This is a genomic window from Gemmobacter nanjingensis, from assembly GCF_014652195.1.
GTDB classification, from domain to species: Bacteria; Pseudomonadota; Alphaproteobacteria; order Rhodobacterales; family Rhodobacteraceae; genus Gemmobacter; species Gemmobacter caeni.
This window is the reverse complement of the sequence record NZ_BMYI01000019.1, coordinates 12,424-27,588: the sequence shown is the minus strand read 5'-3', so window position 1 is coordinate 27,588 and position 15,165 is coordinate 12,424. Positions and strand designations below refer to the sequence as shown.

The window sequence follows — 15,165 nt, the reverse complement described above, 5'->3', positions numbered from 1 at the left end:
TATCATTCAGGAAACCCCGCCTTGTTACGATGTCCGCAGGGACATCGTTCCGACCGGTTTCCGGCGCCGTCCGTGATCCGTGACAGGCCTCGGGTAATGGATGGATGCCCTGAGGTCAACACAATCACAGATTTAATTGATCCCCCGTTGATTGTGCTTGATCGGGGAGAATGGAGGGGAATAGGAAGGGTGGCAGGAAATGCGATGTGTCTACAAATATTCGGTGGATAAGGTCTGTGGTAAAATATGACGCGCATGGAAAAGACCGGAATTCGGATGGGGCGGAGAGGAATGCCGCTGATCCCGTCCCCCGGAAATCCGCCGGGCGCGGGCGCCCCCGGTCGGCGGATCGGAGACAGGTCGTCAGCTGCCGTCTGCCGGCTGAAGAGCTGCGGGCCTTCGATGCGCTTTGCGCGCAGCTTGGCGCGAAATCCCGCTCGGACGGGGTGCGGTCGGTCGTGCGGATGGCCTCGGGCTTCCTCGAGTTCAGCCGGGAGGATAGCGCGCGTCTGGAGGAGATCCGCTATGAGTTGGCGAAGATCGGCACCAATGTGAACCAGATCGCGCTGGCGGCAAACCGGGGCCGGGCGCAGATGGTGCGGGCGCAATGGGCCTCGGTCGGGGAACTGCGGCGATCCTTGCCGGTCGTGGCGCGGGTCCTGAACCAGATCATCGCGGAACGTCGGCGGCAGGGCGTGGCGCTGTTCCTGAAGTTTGCCGAAGGTCAGGAAGGCGCGCGCCGTGGTTAAGCCTGGTTCGCGCCCAATCGGGCTGGCAGAAGCGGTTCTTGGCGACCTCGACTTTCTGCGTCCCCAGTCAGGGCGCGTGAAACCCGGGGCCTCGTCCCCCTCTCGGCAGGGCTTCCGGTTCTCGCCGCGCGCCAGCCAGCTCTGGCGGTTTTCGCTGGGGTCGAACGCCGCGGTTATCAAGAAGATCGGCAAAGGCGGCACGGCGAACGCCAAGGAGCTGGCGGCCCAGATGGACTATCTGTTCTCGAAATCGGCCTCGATCTTCGGCAACGGGGTCGTGCTGGATGCAGATGCCAAGGGGCTGACCAAGGACGAACGGAACGAGATCGTCGGCGATTGGGTCGAGGATTGGCGTGGGTCTCCCAAGAACGGGCACACCAGCCATCTGCTGCTGAGCTTTCCGTCCCATGTCCGCCCCGCAAAGGCGAAGCTGATCGCCGAGGCCTGGGCCTTCGAGATGTTCCAGTCGGGCGAACATCAGGACGATGTCTGGTCCTATGTCGCGGCGCTGCATACCGACCGGGCGCATCCGCATGTCCATATCGTGGTGAACAACCGGGGCATGCTGAACGACAGCTGGTTCTTCATGGCCAGGGAGCATGCGTTCAACCTCGACAGGATGAAGGACCGCATGGTGGCCATCGCGGCCGAGGAAGGCGTGTTCCTCGATGCCACGTCCCGGGCGGAGCGGGGGCTGCTGAGCTATGGCCCGTCGCGGGCAGAGATCGAGCGGGCACGGACGGAAGGCCGGGCGCCGGAAGAACGACCGCGCGAGGGCCGGGCGCTGGAGGATGCGCTGGCCACTCTGGCGCGTACGGCCGACACCATGCGCAGCCTGCACCATGTGGCAGCGCTGACCGGGGTGCCGGAGATCGGGGAAAAGATCGCCGAAGCGGAGGAGGTGCTTCGGCGGGGCGGGGTGCTGCATCCTTTCCCGGCCGAGGCGGCGACGCTTGAGCGCGCCGACTTGGACCTGCACTTCAGCGGCTGGATGGCCGAGACCGGGGACAAGATCCGCAAGGCACCCATGGCCGAGCGGAAGGACCTGCGGGATGAGCTTTATGGCTATGCCGTCGACATCGCCCGTGGCCTCGGTGATGCCCGCGGCGCGCAGCTTCTGCAGATGATACCGCAGTCGGTGATTTACGGCATGGCGCTCGATGGCGATGTCCTGATGCGGGGCAAGCTGGAAACGACCCTGCAGCCCGGGGCAACGGAGCGGCTGCGGGACGATATCCTGGCGGGTGCCGCCGCGATTGGCCTCAGCCGTGATCGCATCGCCAGCCGTCTGGAAACGGGCGCGGCGAACGCCTGGGAAGAACGGGATTGGGTGCGCAGCGATCTTCTGCTCCTCGCCGGACGGCGACGACTGGACCTGCGCGACCCGGAGCAGGGACGGCGCATGGCCGGGGAGCTGCAGGCCTTCTATGACCGAGCGGCGGCGGCGATTGACCATACCGTTACCCATGAAACCGCGCCTGAGAACGACCGGCTTGTGCGCGCGCTGCGGTCCATGGGACGCATCATGCAGGCCGGGGGCAAGGTTGAATTCCGGGAGGATGCTCATGCGGAGCGTTTCGCAGACGAGCTGCGGCGGCGATATGGCGAAGGCATCGTGGCAAATCTTGCAGCGGGTCGGACAGATGCCCTGGCGCAGGATGTCGGGGATGAGGCCGAACGCCACCGGATCGCCCGCGCAGTGGTCTCAGCCGCGAAATCGCATGTGGCCTTGGGACTGACTTTGCGTGAGGTGGCAAAGACAGAGCAAACGCTCGCTTCGTTGCCAGCGCGGGACGAGCAAGACTGGGAGCGATAGTGTGGGCTAAAGGAGACTACCTTGCTATCCCAATCCATCCAGCCGCGCCGGAGATTTGTGTGACGGTGAATTGCGCTGCTCGCCTATGCGGAGAACGCGCCGGGGTCGGCCAGTGCCTGAAGATAGGCGCCATAGCCGGTCTTGCCGAACAGGGCTGCCCGTTCGGCCAGTTGCTCGCGGCTGATCCAGCCCCGGGCGAAGGCGATTTCCTCGGGGCAGCCGACCTGCTGGCCCTGACGTTCGGTCAGGGTGCGCACGAAATTCCCGGCATCCAGCAGGCTGGCATGGGTGCCGGTATCGAGCCAGGCAAAGCCCCGGCCCATCTGTTCGACCGACAGCGCGCCCTCGGCCAGATACATCTCCAGCAGGCTGACGATTTCCAGTTCGCCCCGGGGCGAGGGGGTGACGGCGCGGGCGCGGTCGGGGGCGGAGCCGTCAAGGAAGTAAAGCCCGGTCACCGCGAAGGGCGAGGGCGGTCTGGACGGTTTCTCGACGATGCGGCTGACCCGGCCCTCCGCGTCGAAGCCCACCACGCCATAGCGTTCGGGGTCGGCGACGCGATAGCCGAAGACCGTGCCGCCGCTGTCGCGGCCATCGGCACGGGCCAGCATCTCGGGCAGGCCATGGCCGAAGAAGATATTGTCGCCCAGCACCATGGCCGAGGGGGCGCCGGCCAGAAAATCCTCGGCCAACAGATAGGCCTGGGCCAGGCCGTCGGGCGAGGGCTGCACGATATAGCTCAGGCTCAGCCCCCACTGGCTGCCATCGCCCAGCGTGCGGCGGAACTGTTCCTGATCCTGCGGGGTGGTGATGACCGCGATCTCGCGGATGCCCGCGAGCATCAGGACCGACAGCGGATAATAGATCATCGGCTTGTCATAGACCGGCAGAAGCTGCTTCGAGACGCCGATGGTGATCGGGTAAAGCCGCGTGCCCGAGCCGCCGGCCAGAATGATCCCCTTGCGCTGCATCGTCACACTCCCTTCACTTCGGCAACCACCCGCGCCAGCGCGGCCCGCCAGTCCGGCGGTGTAATGCCGAATTCCGCCGTCAATGCGGAGCAATCAAGGCAGGAGTTCAGCGGCCGCCGCGCCGGGGTCGGGTACTCGGCGGTCGGGATGTCCTCGATCGTGACCGCCCTTCCGGCAAGGGCGAATGTTTCGCGCGCGAAACCGGCCCAGCTGGTGGCGGGCGTGCCCGCGAAATGATGCGTGCCGCCCGGCGCGCCGTCGCGCAGCGCGCGGGCCAGATGTAGGCAGGTGGCCGCGATGGCATCGGCCGGCGTCGGGCCGCCGGTCTGGTCGGCGACGATGCGCAGATGATCGCGGCTGGCGCCGAGCTTCAGCATGGTTTTCACGAAATTCGTGCCATGGGCCGAAAACACCCAGGAGGTGCGCAGGATCACCTGCCGCCCGCCTGCCGCCCGCACCGCCTGTTCGCCTGCAAGCTTCGTGCGGCCATAGGCATTGAGCGGGGCAGGGGTGTCGCCGGGCTGCCAGGGCGTGCTGCCCGACCCATCAAAGACGTAATCGGTGGAGATCTGCACGAAGGGGATATCCATATCCGCGCAGGCCAGCGCCATGGCGGCGGGGGCATCGGCATTCACCACCCGCGCGGCGGCTTCCTCGGTCTCGGCCCGGTCTACCGCCGTCCAGGCGGCGGCATTGATCACCGCCTCGGGCCGGTGCGCGCGGATCGCGGCGGCGCAGGCGGCGGGATCGGCCAGATCGGCCGCGTCGCGACCCAGACAGAGCGCCTCTGGCGCCAGCCGCGCCAGTTCTTGCGCCACCTGTCCGGTGTGTCCGAAGACCAGCAGTTTCATCCGCGCCTCCACAGCCAGGTCGCCCAGACCCAGATTGCCAGTTCCAGCCCGAAGCTCCAGTGCAGCAGGAAAGAGGCAACCCAATGACCGTGATCGGGCGGCACGGTGATCAGGCTGAACAGCCGGTCGCTGAAGGACACGCCCCAGAGAATGCCCCCGCCGACCGTATCCAGCACCAGATGCAGAAAGATCACCGCGAAGAACAGGATCGCCGTCACCCGCCAGCGGCTGCGCCACAGCAAGGGCAGCGTGATCGCGGCGATAACCGCCCAGAAAGCCGGGATATGCACCCAGTAGCGGTGATGGTGGAGACTGCCGTGATCGACCAGATGGAACCAGATCATATCGGCATCGGGCAGAACCGAAGCCACCAGCGCCACCGGCATCGCGGCGGGAATTGTCCGGTGCCGCTGTGCCTGCCGCCCGGCGATGAACCCCGAGGGCAGATGCGCGGTCAGCATCAGGCCCCCTGCTTTTCGCCGGTTCCCAGCCGTTCGCCCACGCCCTGCCGGGCCTGCAACGGGCGCCACCAGGCTTCGTTCGCCAGATACCAGTCGACGGTGCGGGCGAGCCCTTCCTCGACCGTGACCGAGGGGCGCCAGCCCAGTTCGGTGCGGATGCGGGTCGGGTCGATCGCATAGCGCGCGTCATGGCCGGGGCGGTCGGTGACGAAGGTGATCTGGTCGGCATAGCTGCCTTCCGCCTTCGGGCGTTTTGCATCCAGAAGCGCGCAGAGCGTCTTCACCAGGTCGAGGTTCGTGCGTTCGTTCTCGCCGCCGATATTGTAACTGCGGCCCAGGGCGCCCTTTTCCAGCACCAGCAGCAGCGCCTCGGCGTGATCCTCCACATAAAGCCAGTCACGGATGTTCGAGCCATCGCCATAGACCGGCAGCGGCTTGCCGGCGAGGGCGTTCAGAATGACCACCGGGATCAGCTTTTCGGGGAAATGGTAGGGCCCGTAATTGTTGGAGCAATTGGTCAGCACGACGGGCAGGCCATAGGTCTCGGCCCAGGCACGGACCAGATGGTCCGAGGCAGCCTTGGAGGCCGAATAGGGACTGCGCGGGTCATAGGGCGTGGTTTCGGTGAATTTCACCGCGGGATCGGCGGGCAGCGAGCCGAAGACCTCATCGGTGCTGATGTGATGGAAGCGGAAGCCCGCCGGACGGCCCGCGCGCGTCCAGAAGGCGCGGGCGGCCTCCAGCATGTTATAGGTGCCGGTGATATTGGTCTCGATGAAGGCACCCGGCCCGTCGATCGAACGGTCGACATGGCTTTCGGCCGCCAGATGCATCACCGCATCGGGGCGATGGGCGGCGAAGATCCGGTCCAGCGCGGCGCGGTCGCGGATGTCGGCCCGTTCGAAGGCGTAAAGCGGGCTGTCCGAAACGCTCGCCACATTGTCCAGACAGGCGGCATAGGTCAGCGCGTCGAGATTCATCACCGCATGACCGCGCGCGATGGCCAGCCGCACCACGGCGGAACCGATGAACCCGGCGCCGCCGGTGACGAGAATCTTCATGCCCTGGCCTCGTATACGAAGGGGCTGCGGAACTCAGCCAGCGGCACCGCTGCCGCATCCTTTGCAGACAGCACCGGCGCGGAGGTCAGCCCCCAGTCGATGCCGACGGAATCCCAGGCCACCGCGCCATCGCAATCCGGCGCATAGTAATCGGAGCATTTATAGACGATCTCGGTATCGTCCTCCCGCGTGACGAACCCGTGCAGAAAGCCCGCGGGGATCAGCAATTGCCGGCCATTGGCGGCGGAAAGCTCCACCCCCACCCATTGGCCGTAGCCGGGTGAACCCACCCGCACATCCACCGCCACATCCCACAGGCAGCCGCGCCCGCAGCGCACCAGCTTGGCCTGGGCATGGGGGGGGCTCTGGTAATGCAGGCCGCGCAGCGTACCGGCTCTGGCCGAAACCGAATGGTTGTCCTGCACAAAGTCGATGTCGAACCCGGCTGCCGCCATGCGCTGCCGGTTCCAGCTTTCGGAAAAGAACCCGCGGGCATCGCCATGACGCGCGGGCGTCAGGATCACGACACCTGGCAGGGAGGTCGGTTCGATCTGCATGAAGGGCCTTTCTGCGGCCTGAGCGGAGCGAAGGGGGCGGGGGCCACCCTAGTCGTTCAGGATAGTGACATTATGCCGGCGCACCAGCAGGAACCCCAGCGCCACAAGGACCAGCCCGACCCCTGTTACATAGGGGATGCTGACGTAGGAGGCGGAATACATCGGGTAGAACCCGGTGCGGATTTCTCCGATGATATGCAGCAGCGGGTTCCACCACAGGATATCCTGCGCAAAATGCGGCAGATCCTCGTAAAGCAGGATGACACCGGAGGCCAGGTAGAGCGGCCGGGTCGCAATGTTCCAGATCATGCCCCAGGCGGGGAACAGCCCTTCCAGCACGCAGTTCATCAGCCCGGTCCCGAGGCCGAGCAGCGCCGTCATCAGAATGCCGGCCAGGATCGGCCCGAAATTCAGCACGCTGCGGGTTTCCGTCACGATCAGGATGCCGGCCAGCACCAGCACCATGATCAGAAGCTTGGTCAGCAGATTCAGCAGGAAACGCGCCAGAACGGCATCAATCCAGCGGACGGAGGGATACATCAGCAAGGCGCGCGAATAGGACAGAGAGCGCATCACCGCGCCATCCACCGCGTTGTAAAGCGTAAAGGGCATCATCCCCGTGGCGAAGAACAGCATGAAGGAGGTGCCAAGCGCGGGGTGACGCACCAGCAGCGAAAAGCCGATCGCCATGATCATGGTGGCGCCCACCGGCTCCATCACGGCCCAGAGATACCCGCCCGGGGAACGGCCGTAGCGCGTGCTCATCTCGCGCAGCATCAGCGCGACAATGGTACGCACCGTCGCGCGCAGGTCACGGCGGGTGCGCTTTTTCCAGTCGGAAGGCGGATCTGCAGACGGGCCTGAAGACGGGACGATCTGGGAGGCGGGGACCATCTGGGCCTGTCTATGACGTGCTGGTATTCTTCCCTGCCATTATGTAGAAGGATCGGGCGGAAATCAAACCGTTTACCTCGAGGCAAGGCATTGCAGGACAACGAAACCCCATCATCCGCTGCGGGCAGTCCCCGTCGCAAGGCTGCTGGTGTGAGCCGCAGTGCCGCCGGAAAGAGGGTGCGCAGCAAGGCCGCTGCCGCCCCGCGTCGTCGCAAGGCGGCTGGGGTTCAGGCCGCGACCGGAGATGATCCTGTACGGGAAGCCCGTCTGGAGGCTATCACGGCCCATCTGCGCGACGGAACCCCGATGCCTGCCGGGCAAGACCCGTCCGGAGAGCCATCCCCGGCGCCTGTCGAGGCCGCCCCGGCTCCGCAACCAGCCGGAATCCGCGCACCGGCGGGGCCTGCACGGGTGCACCGGCGCCATCGTGGCATCCTCGTCAGCTTTGTCATTCTGGTGATGCTGCCCTTGCTGGTCACCATGGCCTATCTGTTCTTCGTGGCGCAGGATCAATACGCCTCGACCGTGGGCTTTACCGTGCGCCGCGAGGAAGGGGCGACCTCGTCGACCGAGCTTCTGGGCGGGCTGGCCCAGTTTGCGGGCGGTGGCAGCTCCTCGGAAACCGATATCCTTTACGAATATATCCAGAGCCAGGAAGTCGTCGCGGTGATCGACGAAAGGCTGGGGCTCGGCGATCTCTATGCGGTGCACTGGCCCTCCGATCCGCTGATGTCGCTCTGGCCCGATGCCACGATCGAACAGCTCCACTGGTTCTGGGGCCGCATGGTGCGGATTTCCTATGACCAGTCGACCCGGCTGATCGAGCTGCGCGTTCTGGCCTATTCGGCCGAGGATGCGCAGCGCATCGCCACCGAGATCGTGAAAGCCAGCCAGAACCGCATCAACGACCTGAACACGCAGGCGCGGTCCGATGTGATGCGCTATGCCAACGAGGATCTGGAAACCGCGCTGAACCGGCTGAAAGCCGCCCGCGAAGCGCTGAGCCGCTTCCGCACCCGCACCCAGATCGTGGACCCCTCCGCAGATATTCAGGGGCGGATGGGGGTGCTGAACAACCTGCAGCAGCAGCTGGCCCAGGCCCTGATCGAGAATGACATCGTGCTGGGCACCACCCAAGAAGGCGACCCGCGCCGCCAGCAGGCGGCCCGCCGCATCCAGGTGATCCGCGACCGCATCGCCGACGAGCGCAAGACCTTCTCCTCGGACAGCGAGACCCATATCGCCGGTGAGAATTACCCTGCGCTGATCGCCGAATTCGAAAGCCTGACAGTCGATCTGCAATTTGCCGAAGAAACCTATCGCGCCGCTCTGGCGGCGGTGGATGTGGCACGCGCCAATGCCTCGCGGCAGAACCTCTATCTGGCGCCCTATATCATGCCGACTCTGCCGCAGACCGCCGAATTCCCGCAGCGCTTCGTGCTGTCGGCGCTGACCGCGCTGTTCCTGCTTCTGGCATGGTCGATCGGGGTTCTGATCTATTACAGTATCCGTGACCGGAACTGAGACGGGCCGATGATCAGCTTCGTCAACCTCTGCAAGAGCTATAGCCTTGGCCATAGCCGCAAGGTGATCGTGGATAATCTCACGCTCACCCTGCCGCCGGGAAAATCTCTGGCGCTGCTCGGGCGCAACGGGGCAGGGAAGTCGACGCTCTTGGGGATGGTCGCCGGCTCGATCCAGCCGGACAGCGGGCGCATTCTGTCAGATGGCACGATCAGCTGGCCGGTGGGTCTGGGCGGATCTTTGCACAGGGAAATGACGGGCGCGCAGAATGTGCGCTTTCTGGCGCGGGTCTATGGTGTGGATACTGAGGAGCTAGAGGATTTCGTTGCGGATTTCGCCGAGCTGGGCAGCCATTTCCACATGCCGGTGCGCAGCTATTCCTCGGGGATGAAATCGCGGCTGGCGTTCGGCGCCTCGATGGGGATCCGATTCGACACCTATCTGGTGGACGAGGTGACGGCCGTGGGCGATGCCCGGTTCCGCAAGAAAAGCCGGACAGTGTTCCGGGACCGCATGGCGCAATCGGGGGCCATTCTGGTGGCGCATGACCTGAATGCCCTGCGGGATTATTGCGATGCCGGTCTGATCCTGGAAAATGGCCGGCTGTATGTCTTTGACGATCTGGACGAGGCCATCACCGTCCACAAGCGCCTGATGGAAGTCTGAGCCCGCGCGGGCCAAAGCAGGGCTGCGCACAGCCCTGCTTCCTTTCGGCTCATGCCTGGATCAGGCGTTTTTCGATGTCATCCAGACTGATCGTGAGAGTCGAGAGATCGTCATTGCCCTGTTCCGGGAAACGCGAAAAATCGTCATCGAAATATCCGGGCAATCCTTCCGGATCATATTTCCGGGCCAGCAAGGCGTTTGACGCGGCGAAGCGCTGCATGAAGGCGATAGCCTCTGACCGCGCCGGCATGAGCTGCTGGTCATCCTCGATATCCGCGATGATCCGCGGCACATCCTTGCAATCGTGATTTCTGGCCTGAAGCCACATCCCGACCAGCAGCTGGCTCCGGTTCCATTTGGTGTTCTGTTCCTTGACGGCGATCTTGCTGTCGATCCCGAGGAGGCTGCAGAAATCGGTGACCGTATCTCCGCCGACGAGATGTTTCTTGTCGTATTTGCGGACGATGACGTTCTCGGCGCCAAAGACGTTTTCCCAGAGCTGAAGCTTTTCAGCGTAGCAGAAATACCTGTCCATATGGGGCTGGTATTCGGGGAAGGCGCCAATTCTGTCCCCGAAGAAACGCCGCCCGACCTGGGTCGCGACGGTGGTTTTCCGGAACGAAACGGCCAGAAGATCCTGACGCCTGAGATAGGCCACGACCATGATGCGATCAAAGCGGCGGCGGAGGATCTTCGCAATCCTGGCGATTTCCGCCTGATCATCCAGCCAGAACAGGCGTTCGGCTGAAATGATGCAATCCCCTTCCTCCGGAATCCGCCGCTTCAGGATGAGCGGATTCAGGGTCCAGCGCATGTCTTCGCCCTTGCCGGTGACATCGATCAGCGCGTTGGAATTGATCTTGCCGACCGGGTGGCAGTAGGACATCCCCTGCAGGGCATCTTTGCGCCCCGCAGCCTTCAGGGCGCTTTGCAGGGTGGTTGTCCCGGTCTTGTGTGAGCCGATGTGAATCCAGATCGTCCGCATCTTTTCGTCCTTTGTCATATCCCAGCTCGATCCGAATCGCACAGGACATCACACTGTGCGGCGATCTTGCTGATGTGATTCATCATGGCCAGCGCAGGCTGTCCGCCGGAGCACCGAGGCCGGAACGGCTAGGTGCCACCCGTTGCGACCGCAAGTTTCGCTTTCCAGAATTCTTCCGAGGTCAGCCCGGCATAGGTGCCCTGCCATTCTGCCCGCAGCTGCGGCAGCTGGCGGCGCAGGGCCAGGCAGTTCCGGGCCAGACGCAGGCTTTCGCGCCAGAAACGGCGGCGGTCGCGGGTCACCGTATACCCGGAGGTGCGGGCGGCGTTGAGATAGGTGATCTGCCGGGCACCGTAGATCTCGCGGTGGTTCTCGCGGTGCGCGGCCTCGATCACCAGATCGCTGCCAAAGCGGGTGGCGAGGGGCAGAAGATGGCCGTTCAGTGTCAGCAGCAGCAGCGCACGTTGCCAGCGCGACAGCTTGCCATGGCGGATCGTGGGGACAGGCTTCTGCGGGTCCAGCTTCTGCCAGGCCTCTGTCACCGTCATCGCCTTCAGATCCTGCCGCCGGGTGGCCATATCGGCATGGGCGTCGAAGAACTGCGGACCGCGCAGCACATCCTCGATCGCCAGGTTCACCGCCGAGAGGCTGTCGTAATGGAACCGCAGGACGGTGCGCAGATAGAAGTTCACCACCATCCGCATCATCCGCCCCCAGCTGGCCTGTTTATGGGGCAGGCTCAGGTGATGGGCCAGATGGCTGCGCAGATCGAGATACCAGGTCAGCGGCGCAGCCTTGTCGGTAAAGCTTTCCTGGAACGAGGCGACGCCCGGCAGCGAGACGCAGCGGAAGTCATTGGCCAGCGAGAAGCTGACATCATCGCCGCGCACGAAGAAGGGGAAGGGCATATGCCGGGCCTGGTCGACCGGGAAGGCGAAATACCACCAGCCGGCATAATGCCCCTCGGGCATCGGGCCGGTGGTGTCGAATTCCATCCTGAAGACCTTCTCGCGGTCGCGCAGGTCGGTGCCATGGAACAGCGGCCGGCAGCCGCCGTTGAAGACGGCGCCGTTTTCCCAGATCTGCCAGCGGTGATCCGCATTGATCATGGCCCCGGCCACCGCGGTGCGGGGGTCCGTGGCATAGGCCAGCAGCGTCCAGGTGCGGGTGATCGCCTCCATATGCACCGAGGCGTCGTCATCCATGAACAGGCAATGGGTGGCACCGCTGGCCCTGGCCTCCAGCAGCCCGCGCGAGAAGCCGCCCGCCCCGCCCAGATTGGCATTAGGCAGAAAGCTGACGCCGTCCCCCGGTTCCAGCGCAAGCGACTGGCCATTGTCCACCACCAGCATCCGCAGATGATCGCGCAGCGGCGAGGCGGCACGGAAGCGGCGGAAGCGGGCCACGGTATCGGCCACCTCGGCTTCGCGCCGGAAGGTGGTGACCGAGAGCATGAGTTCGGGCAACTGGCGCGGCGGAAGAGGGGTTCCCCAGGCGAAATCTTCCAGCTTTCCGTCGCTCAGCGCGGTGATCTCGAAGAACAGGACCATCTGCGGCGCCTGCGCCTCCGACAGGTCCAGCGGCAGGGTCATCTCTCCCAGAAGGGTGACCGGCTCACTGAGGATCCGGTCCCACGACTTGTCATGGCGGGCCAGCCAGACTGTCACATGCAGCCTGCCCTCGCCGCGCAGGCGCAGCGACAGCGGAATGTCGCCGCAGCAGTCGCGCCATTTGCCGAGGTTGAACAGGTTGAAATACCCGTCGACGGAAAGCGTACCGCCCGGCGCGAAGGTCACGCCCCCCCGGCCCAGCGAGGACACACAGGGGCCGCGCGGGGTCATATAGGGCATGATCTCGGTCGAGATACCGGCCTCGGGCCAGATCGCGGGCTGCAGGACGTGGAACGTCGTCCGGGAAGCGGGGCCTTGTATCACTTCACCGCCTCGGTCTGCGACGGCGCAGCCGCTTCCCCGGTCGTGGCGGGCCGGTCGTGGCGGCGCATCACCTCTTCCACATCCAGACGGCGCGACCGCGGCGTCAGGATCGCCGGATCATAGTGACCCGCCGCGACGAAAGAGATGAAGACCTCGCTCTCGGGAATATCCAGCAGCTTGCGCAGGGCATTCTCGCGCTCGGTATTCATCGCGGTATTGAGCGGACAGCCGCCCAGGCCCACATGTTGCAGGCCCAGCAGGAGGCCCATCATGAACAGACCGCCATCGACGAAGGCCTGGTTGCGTTCCGAGGCGAAGAGGAAGGCGTTCAGGTCGGCGGTGACCAGCAGAAGCCGCGGCGGCGTGTTGTAGCCGCCAAAGCCCCCCTGGATGTCAATGGCCGCCTGGATGCGGAACGGGTCCGAGAAGACATGCACCCGTCCGGCCTGGCGGTTGCAGACCGAAGGCGCCTGCATGGCCAGTTGCACTGCCCGCGCCAGATCGGCATCCGCCACCGGAGCTGCGGTGAAATCGCGGATGCTGCGGCGGCCATAGACCACGTCGAGGAAGCGGTTGTCGGGATTCACATCCGGCACCGGCTCGCGGTAAGCGGCGGCGGTCAGCACGCCGCCCTCTGCGGGTCCGGCCTGCGCGATCAGCTCCAGCGCCGGTGCCCCGAACAGGGCATGAAAGGCCGAGACATCGACATCAATCCGGCGGTGCCGGTCGAAATAGGCCTGCATGACCGAGGCGGCGGTCCGCAGGAAGGCATCCTGCCGGTCGCGCCCGGCGTCGAGCCAGTTGTTCATCTCCCGTGCCAGGGCCGGAACCGAGATCTTGCCGAAGCCGCCCCGGAAATCCAGCCGGCTCAGGCCCTTCTCGATGGCATGGGCATGGAACATGAGCCGCGCCCGGGCGCTGGTGATCGAACGGCCGGACTGGGCATGGGCCTTGACGAAACGGTCGTTGTCATCAAGCGCCAGCTTGAGCGCGATTTCGGCATGGGTGGCGGGCTTGGGCTTCGCCGGTGCCTTGCGCATTTCGGAGCGGGCGATCTCTTCCAGCGCCAGGCCGGTGACGAGGGCACCGCCGCGCGGGCCGGTGAAATGCACGGCCCCCAGCATGAGCTGGCTGAACTCGCCCGATGGCATGATGAAGTCGACGGTGTCCCGGCGGGCCTGGTCGACGCGCCCCTCCACGGCCACCTTGCCGATCACCTGGAAATCGCCGGTGGCGGGATTGCGCAGATGCAGGTTCAGGGCCGGGGCCGTGGTGCGCAGTTTCCAGTCCAGTACCAGCCGGCAGGCGCTGCCGGGGGCAGGGCGTGCGGGCAGATCGCACCAGACCTGGTTGCCGCGCACCGCGCCGCCCGGTGCGACGGTCAGATCCTCGCCCTCAGCTCCGGGTGTGATTTCCCAGGCGGCATTGCTGGCCGTGAACCGGCCCGGGCGCTGCGCGCCTGCGGCCTGCGGCGGGGGGGCGATGGCGGCGGTGGTGCCCGCCTCGCTGGTCAGGGCGGCCTGAAGCCAGGCGCGCGAACGTGCGCGTCCCTCGGCAATCCGGGCCATGGCGCCGGTATAATCCAGCGTCAGGGCGATATTCGGATTGTTGGCCAGGGTCTCGGCCGTATCGTTTTCCGTCAGGCGGCGGGTTTCGCCGAAGCCCAGCCAGTCCAGCAGGTTCTTGAACCGGTCGATCCCGCGATGGGTGTTGTAGATCGACGAGAAGGGTTTGCCGAAGATCGTGGCAAAGGCGGTGCCGTGGAAACTGTCGGTGACCACATAGCTGGACTTGCGATAGGCGTGCAGGAAATTCTCGGGCGCATCCTCGGCGAGGATTTCGAAACGCGGATCGGCGAACAGCTCTTCCGACAGCGGCCGCCCGCCATCGGGGTTGGGAATGACCACGATCCGCTGCAGCCCGAGCCGGTCGGCAAGGGCAAGCGCGACCGCGCGTTTCTCGGGTGTCGGGTCAAGATAGAAGACGGCCAGGTAGTCGCCGGACATGTCAACGCCGGCCTTGTCGGCCAGCGTGTCATAGGCGCGGGCGGGCAAGAGGAAGACCGGGTCCACCACCTGGGTCGCCTCGACGCCGAAGACCTCGCGGGCCGTATCGACCGCATAGCCCTCACGCACAGAGATGGCGTTGAACTTCTGCAGGTTGGCGCTGTGTTTCTGAATGAAATCGGGCTTGAACTTTTTGGTGCCGCGATTGCCGAAGGAGGTGGCATAGGCGACGCGGCGGTTTTTGGGGCTGACGAAATCCAGGAAGAGATCGTCGTTCACCCGACCAATCAGCGGATTCCACAGCTGGTCGGAGCCGACAATGAACGTGCCCGCCCGGGCGTTCAGCGCGGGCAGTTCCGAGAAATGCATCTGCGTGGTGTAGTGATAGCCGACCCGGCGGGCGAATTCCACCGACAGGATGTCATCGGGCCAGAGCACGCGGTAGCCGTTGTAGCCCAGAGGCTCATGTACCATGAGCGTGCGAAAGCCCAGTTCCTCGATGGCACGGTTCAGCCCGTAATAGGTCAGGATCGACCCATAATTCTTGCCGTACCACCAACCCAGTATTCCAACGTCATATGTCTGTTCCGGGTCGTTCATCGTCGGCTTCCTTGCATACATGGCCGTTGCGACCGGCGTGGGTGCTGCCCGGTCGGGTGAGATAAGGGGAAGGGAGGCCCGGAATCATGT

The 15,165-nt window shown here is 64.9% G+C and carries 13 protein-coding genes; 4 read left to right on the top strand and 9 right to left on the bottom strand.

Features of this window, described 5'->3' with window-relative positions:
• Window positions 1–236: 236 nt before the first annotated feature.
• Entirely contained in the window at window positions 237–749 is a 513-nt protein-coding gene (gene mobC, locus IE126_RS26080; protein ID WP_229825761.1) for a plasmid mobilization relaxosome protein MobC, read from the top strand.
• Window positions 742–2,565: a relaxase/mobilization nuclease domain-containing protein gene (locus tag IE126_RS21130; protein WP_189382134.1), complete on the top strand. Its 1,824-nt coding sequence runs from the start codon at window positions 742–744 to the stop codon at window positions 2,563–2,565. Before mobC ends, IE126_RS21130 begins: the two co-directional genes overlap by 8 nt.
• A gap of 83 nt (window positions 2,566–2,648) precedes the next feature.
• Here the strand turns inward: IE126_RS21130 and rfbA are convergent, their stop codons facing one another.
• Genes rfbA through IE126_RS21100 form a run of 6 tightly spaced genes read right to left on the bottom strand, consistent with a single transcriptional unit; the run spans window position 2,649 to window position 7,360 of the window.
• Entirely contained in the window at window positions 2,649–3,536 is an 888-nt protein-coding gene (gene rfbA, locus IE126_RS21125; protein WP_189382133.1) for a glucose-1-phosphate thymidylyltransferase RfbA, read from the bottom strand.
• Window positions 3,537–3,538: 2 nt separating this feature from the next.
• Window positions 3,539–4,387 carry a dTDP-4-dehydrorhamnose reductase gene (gene rfbD, locus IE126_RS21120; RefSeq protein WP_189382132.1) on the bottom strand — a complete coding sequence of 283 codons (849 nt, stop codon included), beginning with the start codon at window positions 4,385–4,387 and terminating at the stop codon, window positions 3,539–3,541.
• Window positions 4,384–4,848, bottom strand: coding sequence for a metal-dependent hydrolase (locus IE126_RS21115; protein ID WP_189382131.1), 465 nt, complete (start codon window positions 4,846–4,848; stop codon window positions 4,384–4,386). The genes rfbD and IE126_RS21115 overlap by 4 nt, the downstream gene beginning before the upstream one ends.
• Window positions 4,848–5,909 carry a dTDP-glucose 4,6-dehydratase gene (rfbB, locus tag IE126_RS21110; RefSeq protein ID WP_189382130.1) on the bottom strand — a complete coding sequence of 354 codons (1,062 nt, stop codon included), beginning with the start codon at window positions 5,907–5,909 and terminating at the stop codon, window positions 4,848–4,850. The genes IE126_RS21115 and rfbB overlap by 1 nt, the downstream gene beginning before the upstream one ends.
• A complete protein-coding gene (rfbC, locus tag IE126_RS21105; RefSeq protein ID WP_189382129.1) occupies window positions 5,906–6,466 on the bottom strand; it encodes a dTDP-4-dehydrorhamnose 3,5-epimerase in 561 nt (186 codons plus the stop codon). The genes rfbB and rfbC overlap by 4 nt, the downstream gene beginning before the upstream one ends.
• 48 nt (window positions 6,467–6,514) lie before the next feature.
• Window positions 6,515–7,360, bottom strand: coding sequence for an ABC transporter permease (locus tag IE126_RS21100; protein ID WP_189382128.1), 846 nt, complete (start codon window positions 7,358–7,360; stop codon window positions 6,515–6,517).
• 177 nt (window positions 7,361–7,537) lie between these two features.
• On the opposite strand from IE126_RS21100, the gene IE126_RS21095 reads away from it, so the two are divergent.
• Both IE126_RS21095 and IE126_RS21090 read left to right on the top strand, forming a co-directional pair.
• Window positions 7,538–8,884 carry a sugar transporter gene (locus tag IE126_RS21095; RefSeq protein ID WP_229825757.1) on the top strand — a complete coding sequence of 449 codons (1,347 nt, stop codon included), beginning with the start codon at window positions 7,538–7,540 and terminating at the stop codon, window positions 8,882–8,884.
• A gap of 9 nt (window positions 8,885–8,893) precedes the next feature.
• Window positions 8,894–9,550 carry an ABC transporter ATP-binding protein gene (locus tag IE126_RS21090; protein WP_189382127.1) on the top strand — a complete coding sequence of 219 codons (657 nt, stop codon included), beginning with the start codon at window positions 8,894–8,896 and terminating at the stop codon, window positions 9,548–9,550.
• A 49-nt stretch (window positions 9,551–9,599) separates the two neighbouring features.
• Here the strand turns inward: IE126_RS21090 and IE126_RS21085 are convergent, their stop codons facing one another.
• From IE126_RS21085 to IE126_RS21075, 3 genes are all read right to left on the bottom strand, one after another.
• Window positions 9,600–10,535: a hypothetical protein gene (locus tag IE126_RS21085; RefSeq protein WP_054304706.1), complete on the bottom strand. Its 936-nt coding sequence runs from the start codon at window positions 10,533–10,535 to the stop codon at window positions 9,600–9,602.
• Between the two features lie 128 nt (window positions 10,536–10,663).
• Window positions 10,664–12,469, bottom strand: a complete 1,806-nt coding sequence (locus tag IE126_RS21080; protein WP_189382126.1) for a hypothetical protein — start codon at window positions 12,467–12,469, stop codon at window positions 10,664–10,666.
• Complete coding sequence (locus tag IE126_RS21075; protein WP_189382125.1) at window positions 12,466–15,075, bottom strand: polysaccharide pyruvyl transferase family protein; 2,610 nt, start codon at window positions 15,073–15,075, stop codon at window positions 12,466–12,468. The genes IE126_RS21080 and IE126_RS21075 overlap by 4 nt, the downstream gene beginning before the upstream one ends.
• Window positions 15,076–15,165: the final 90 nt, after the last annotated feature.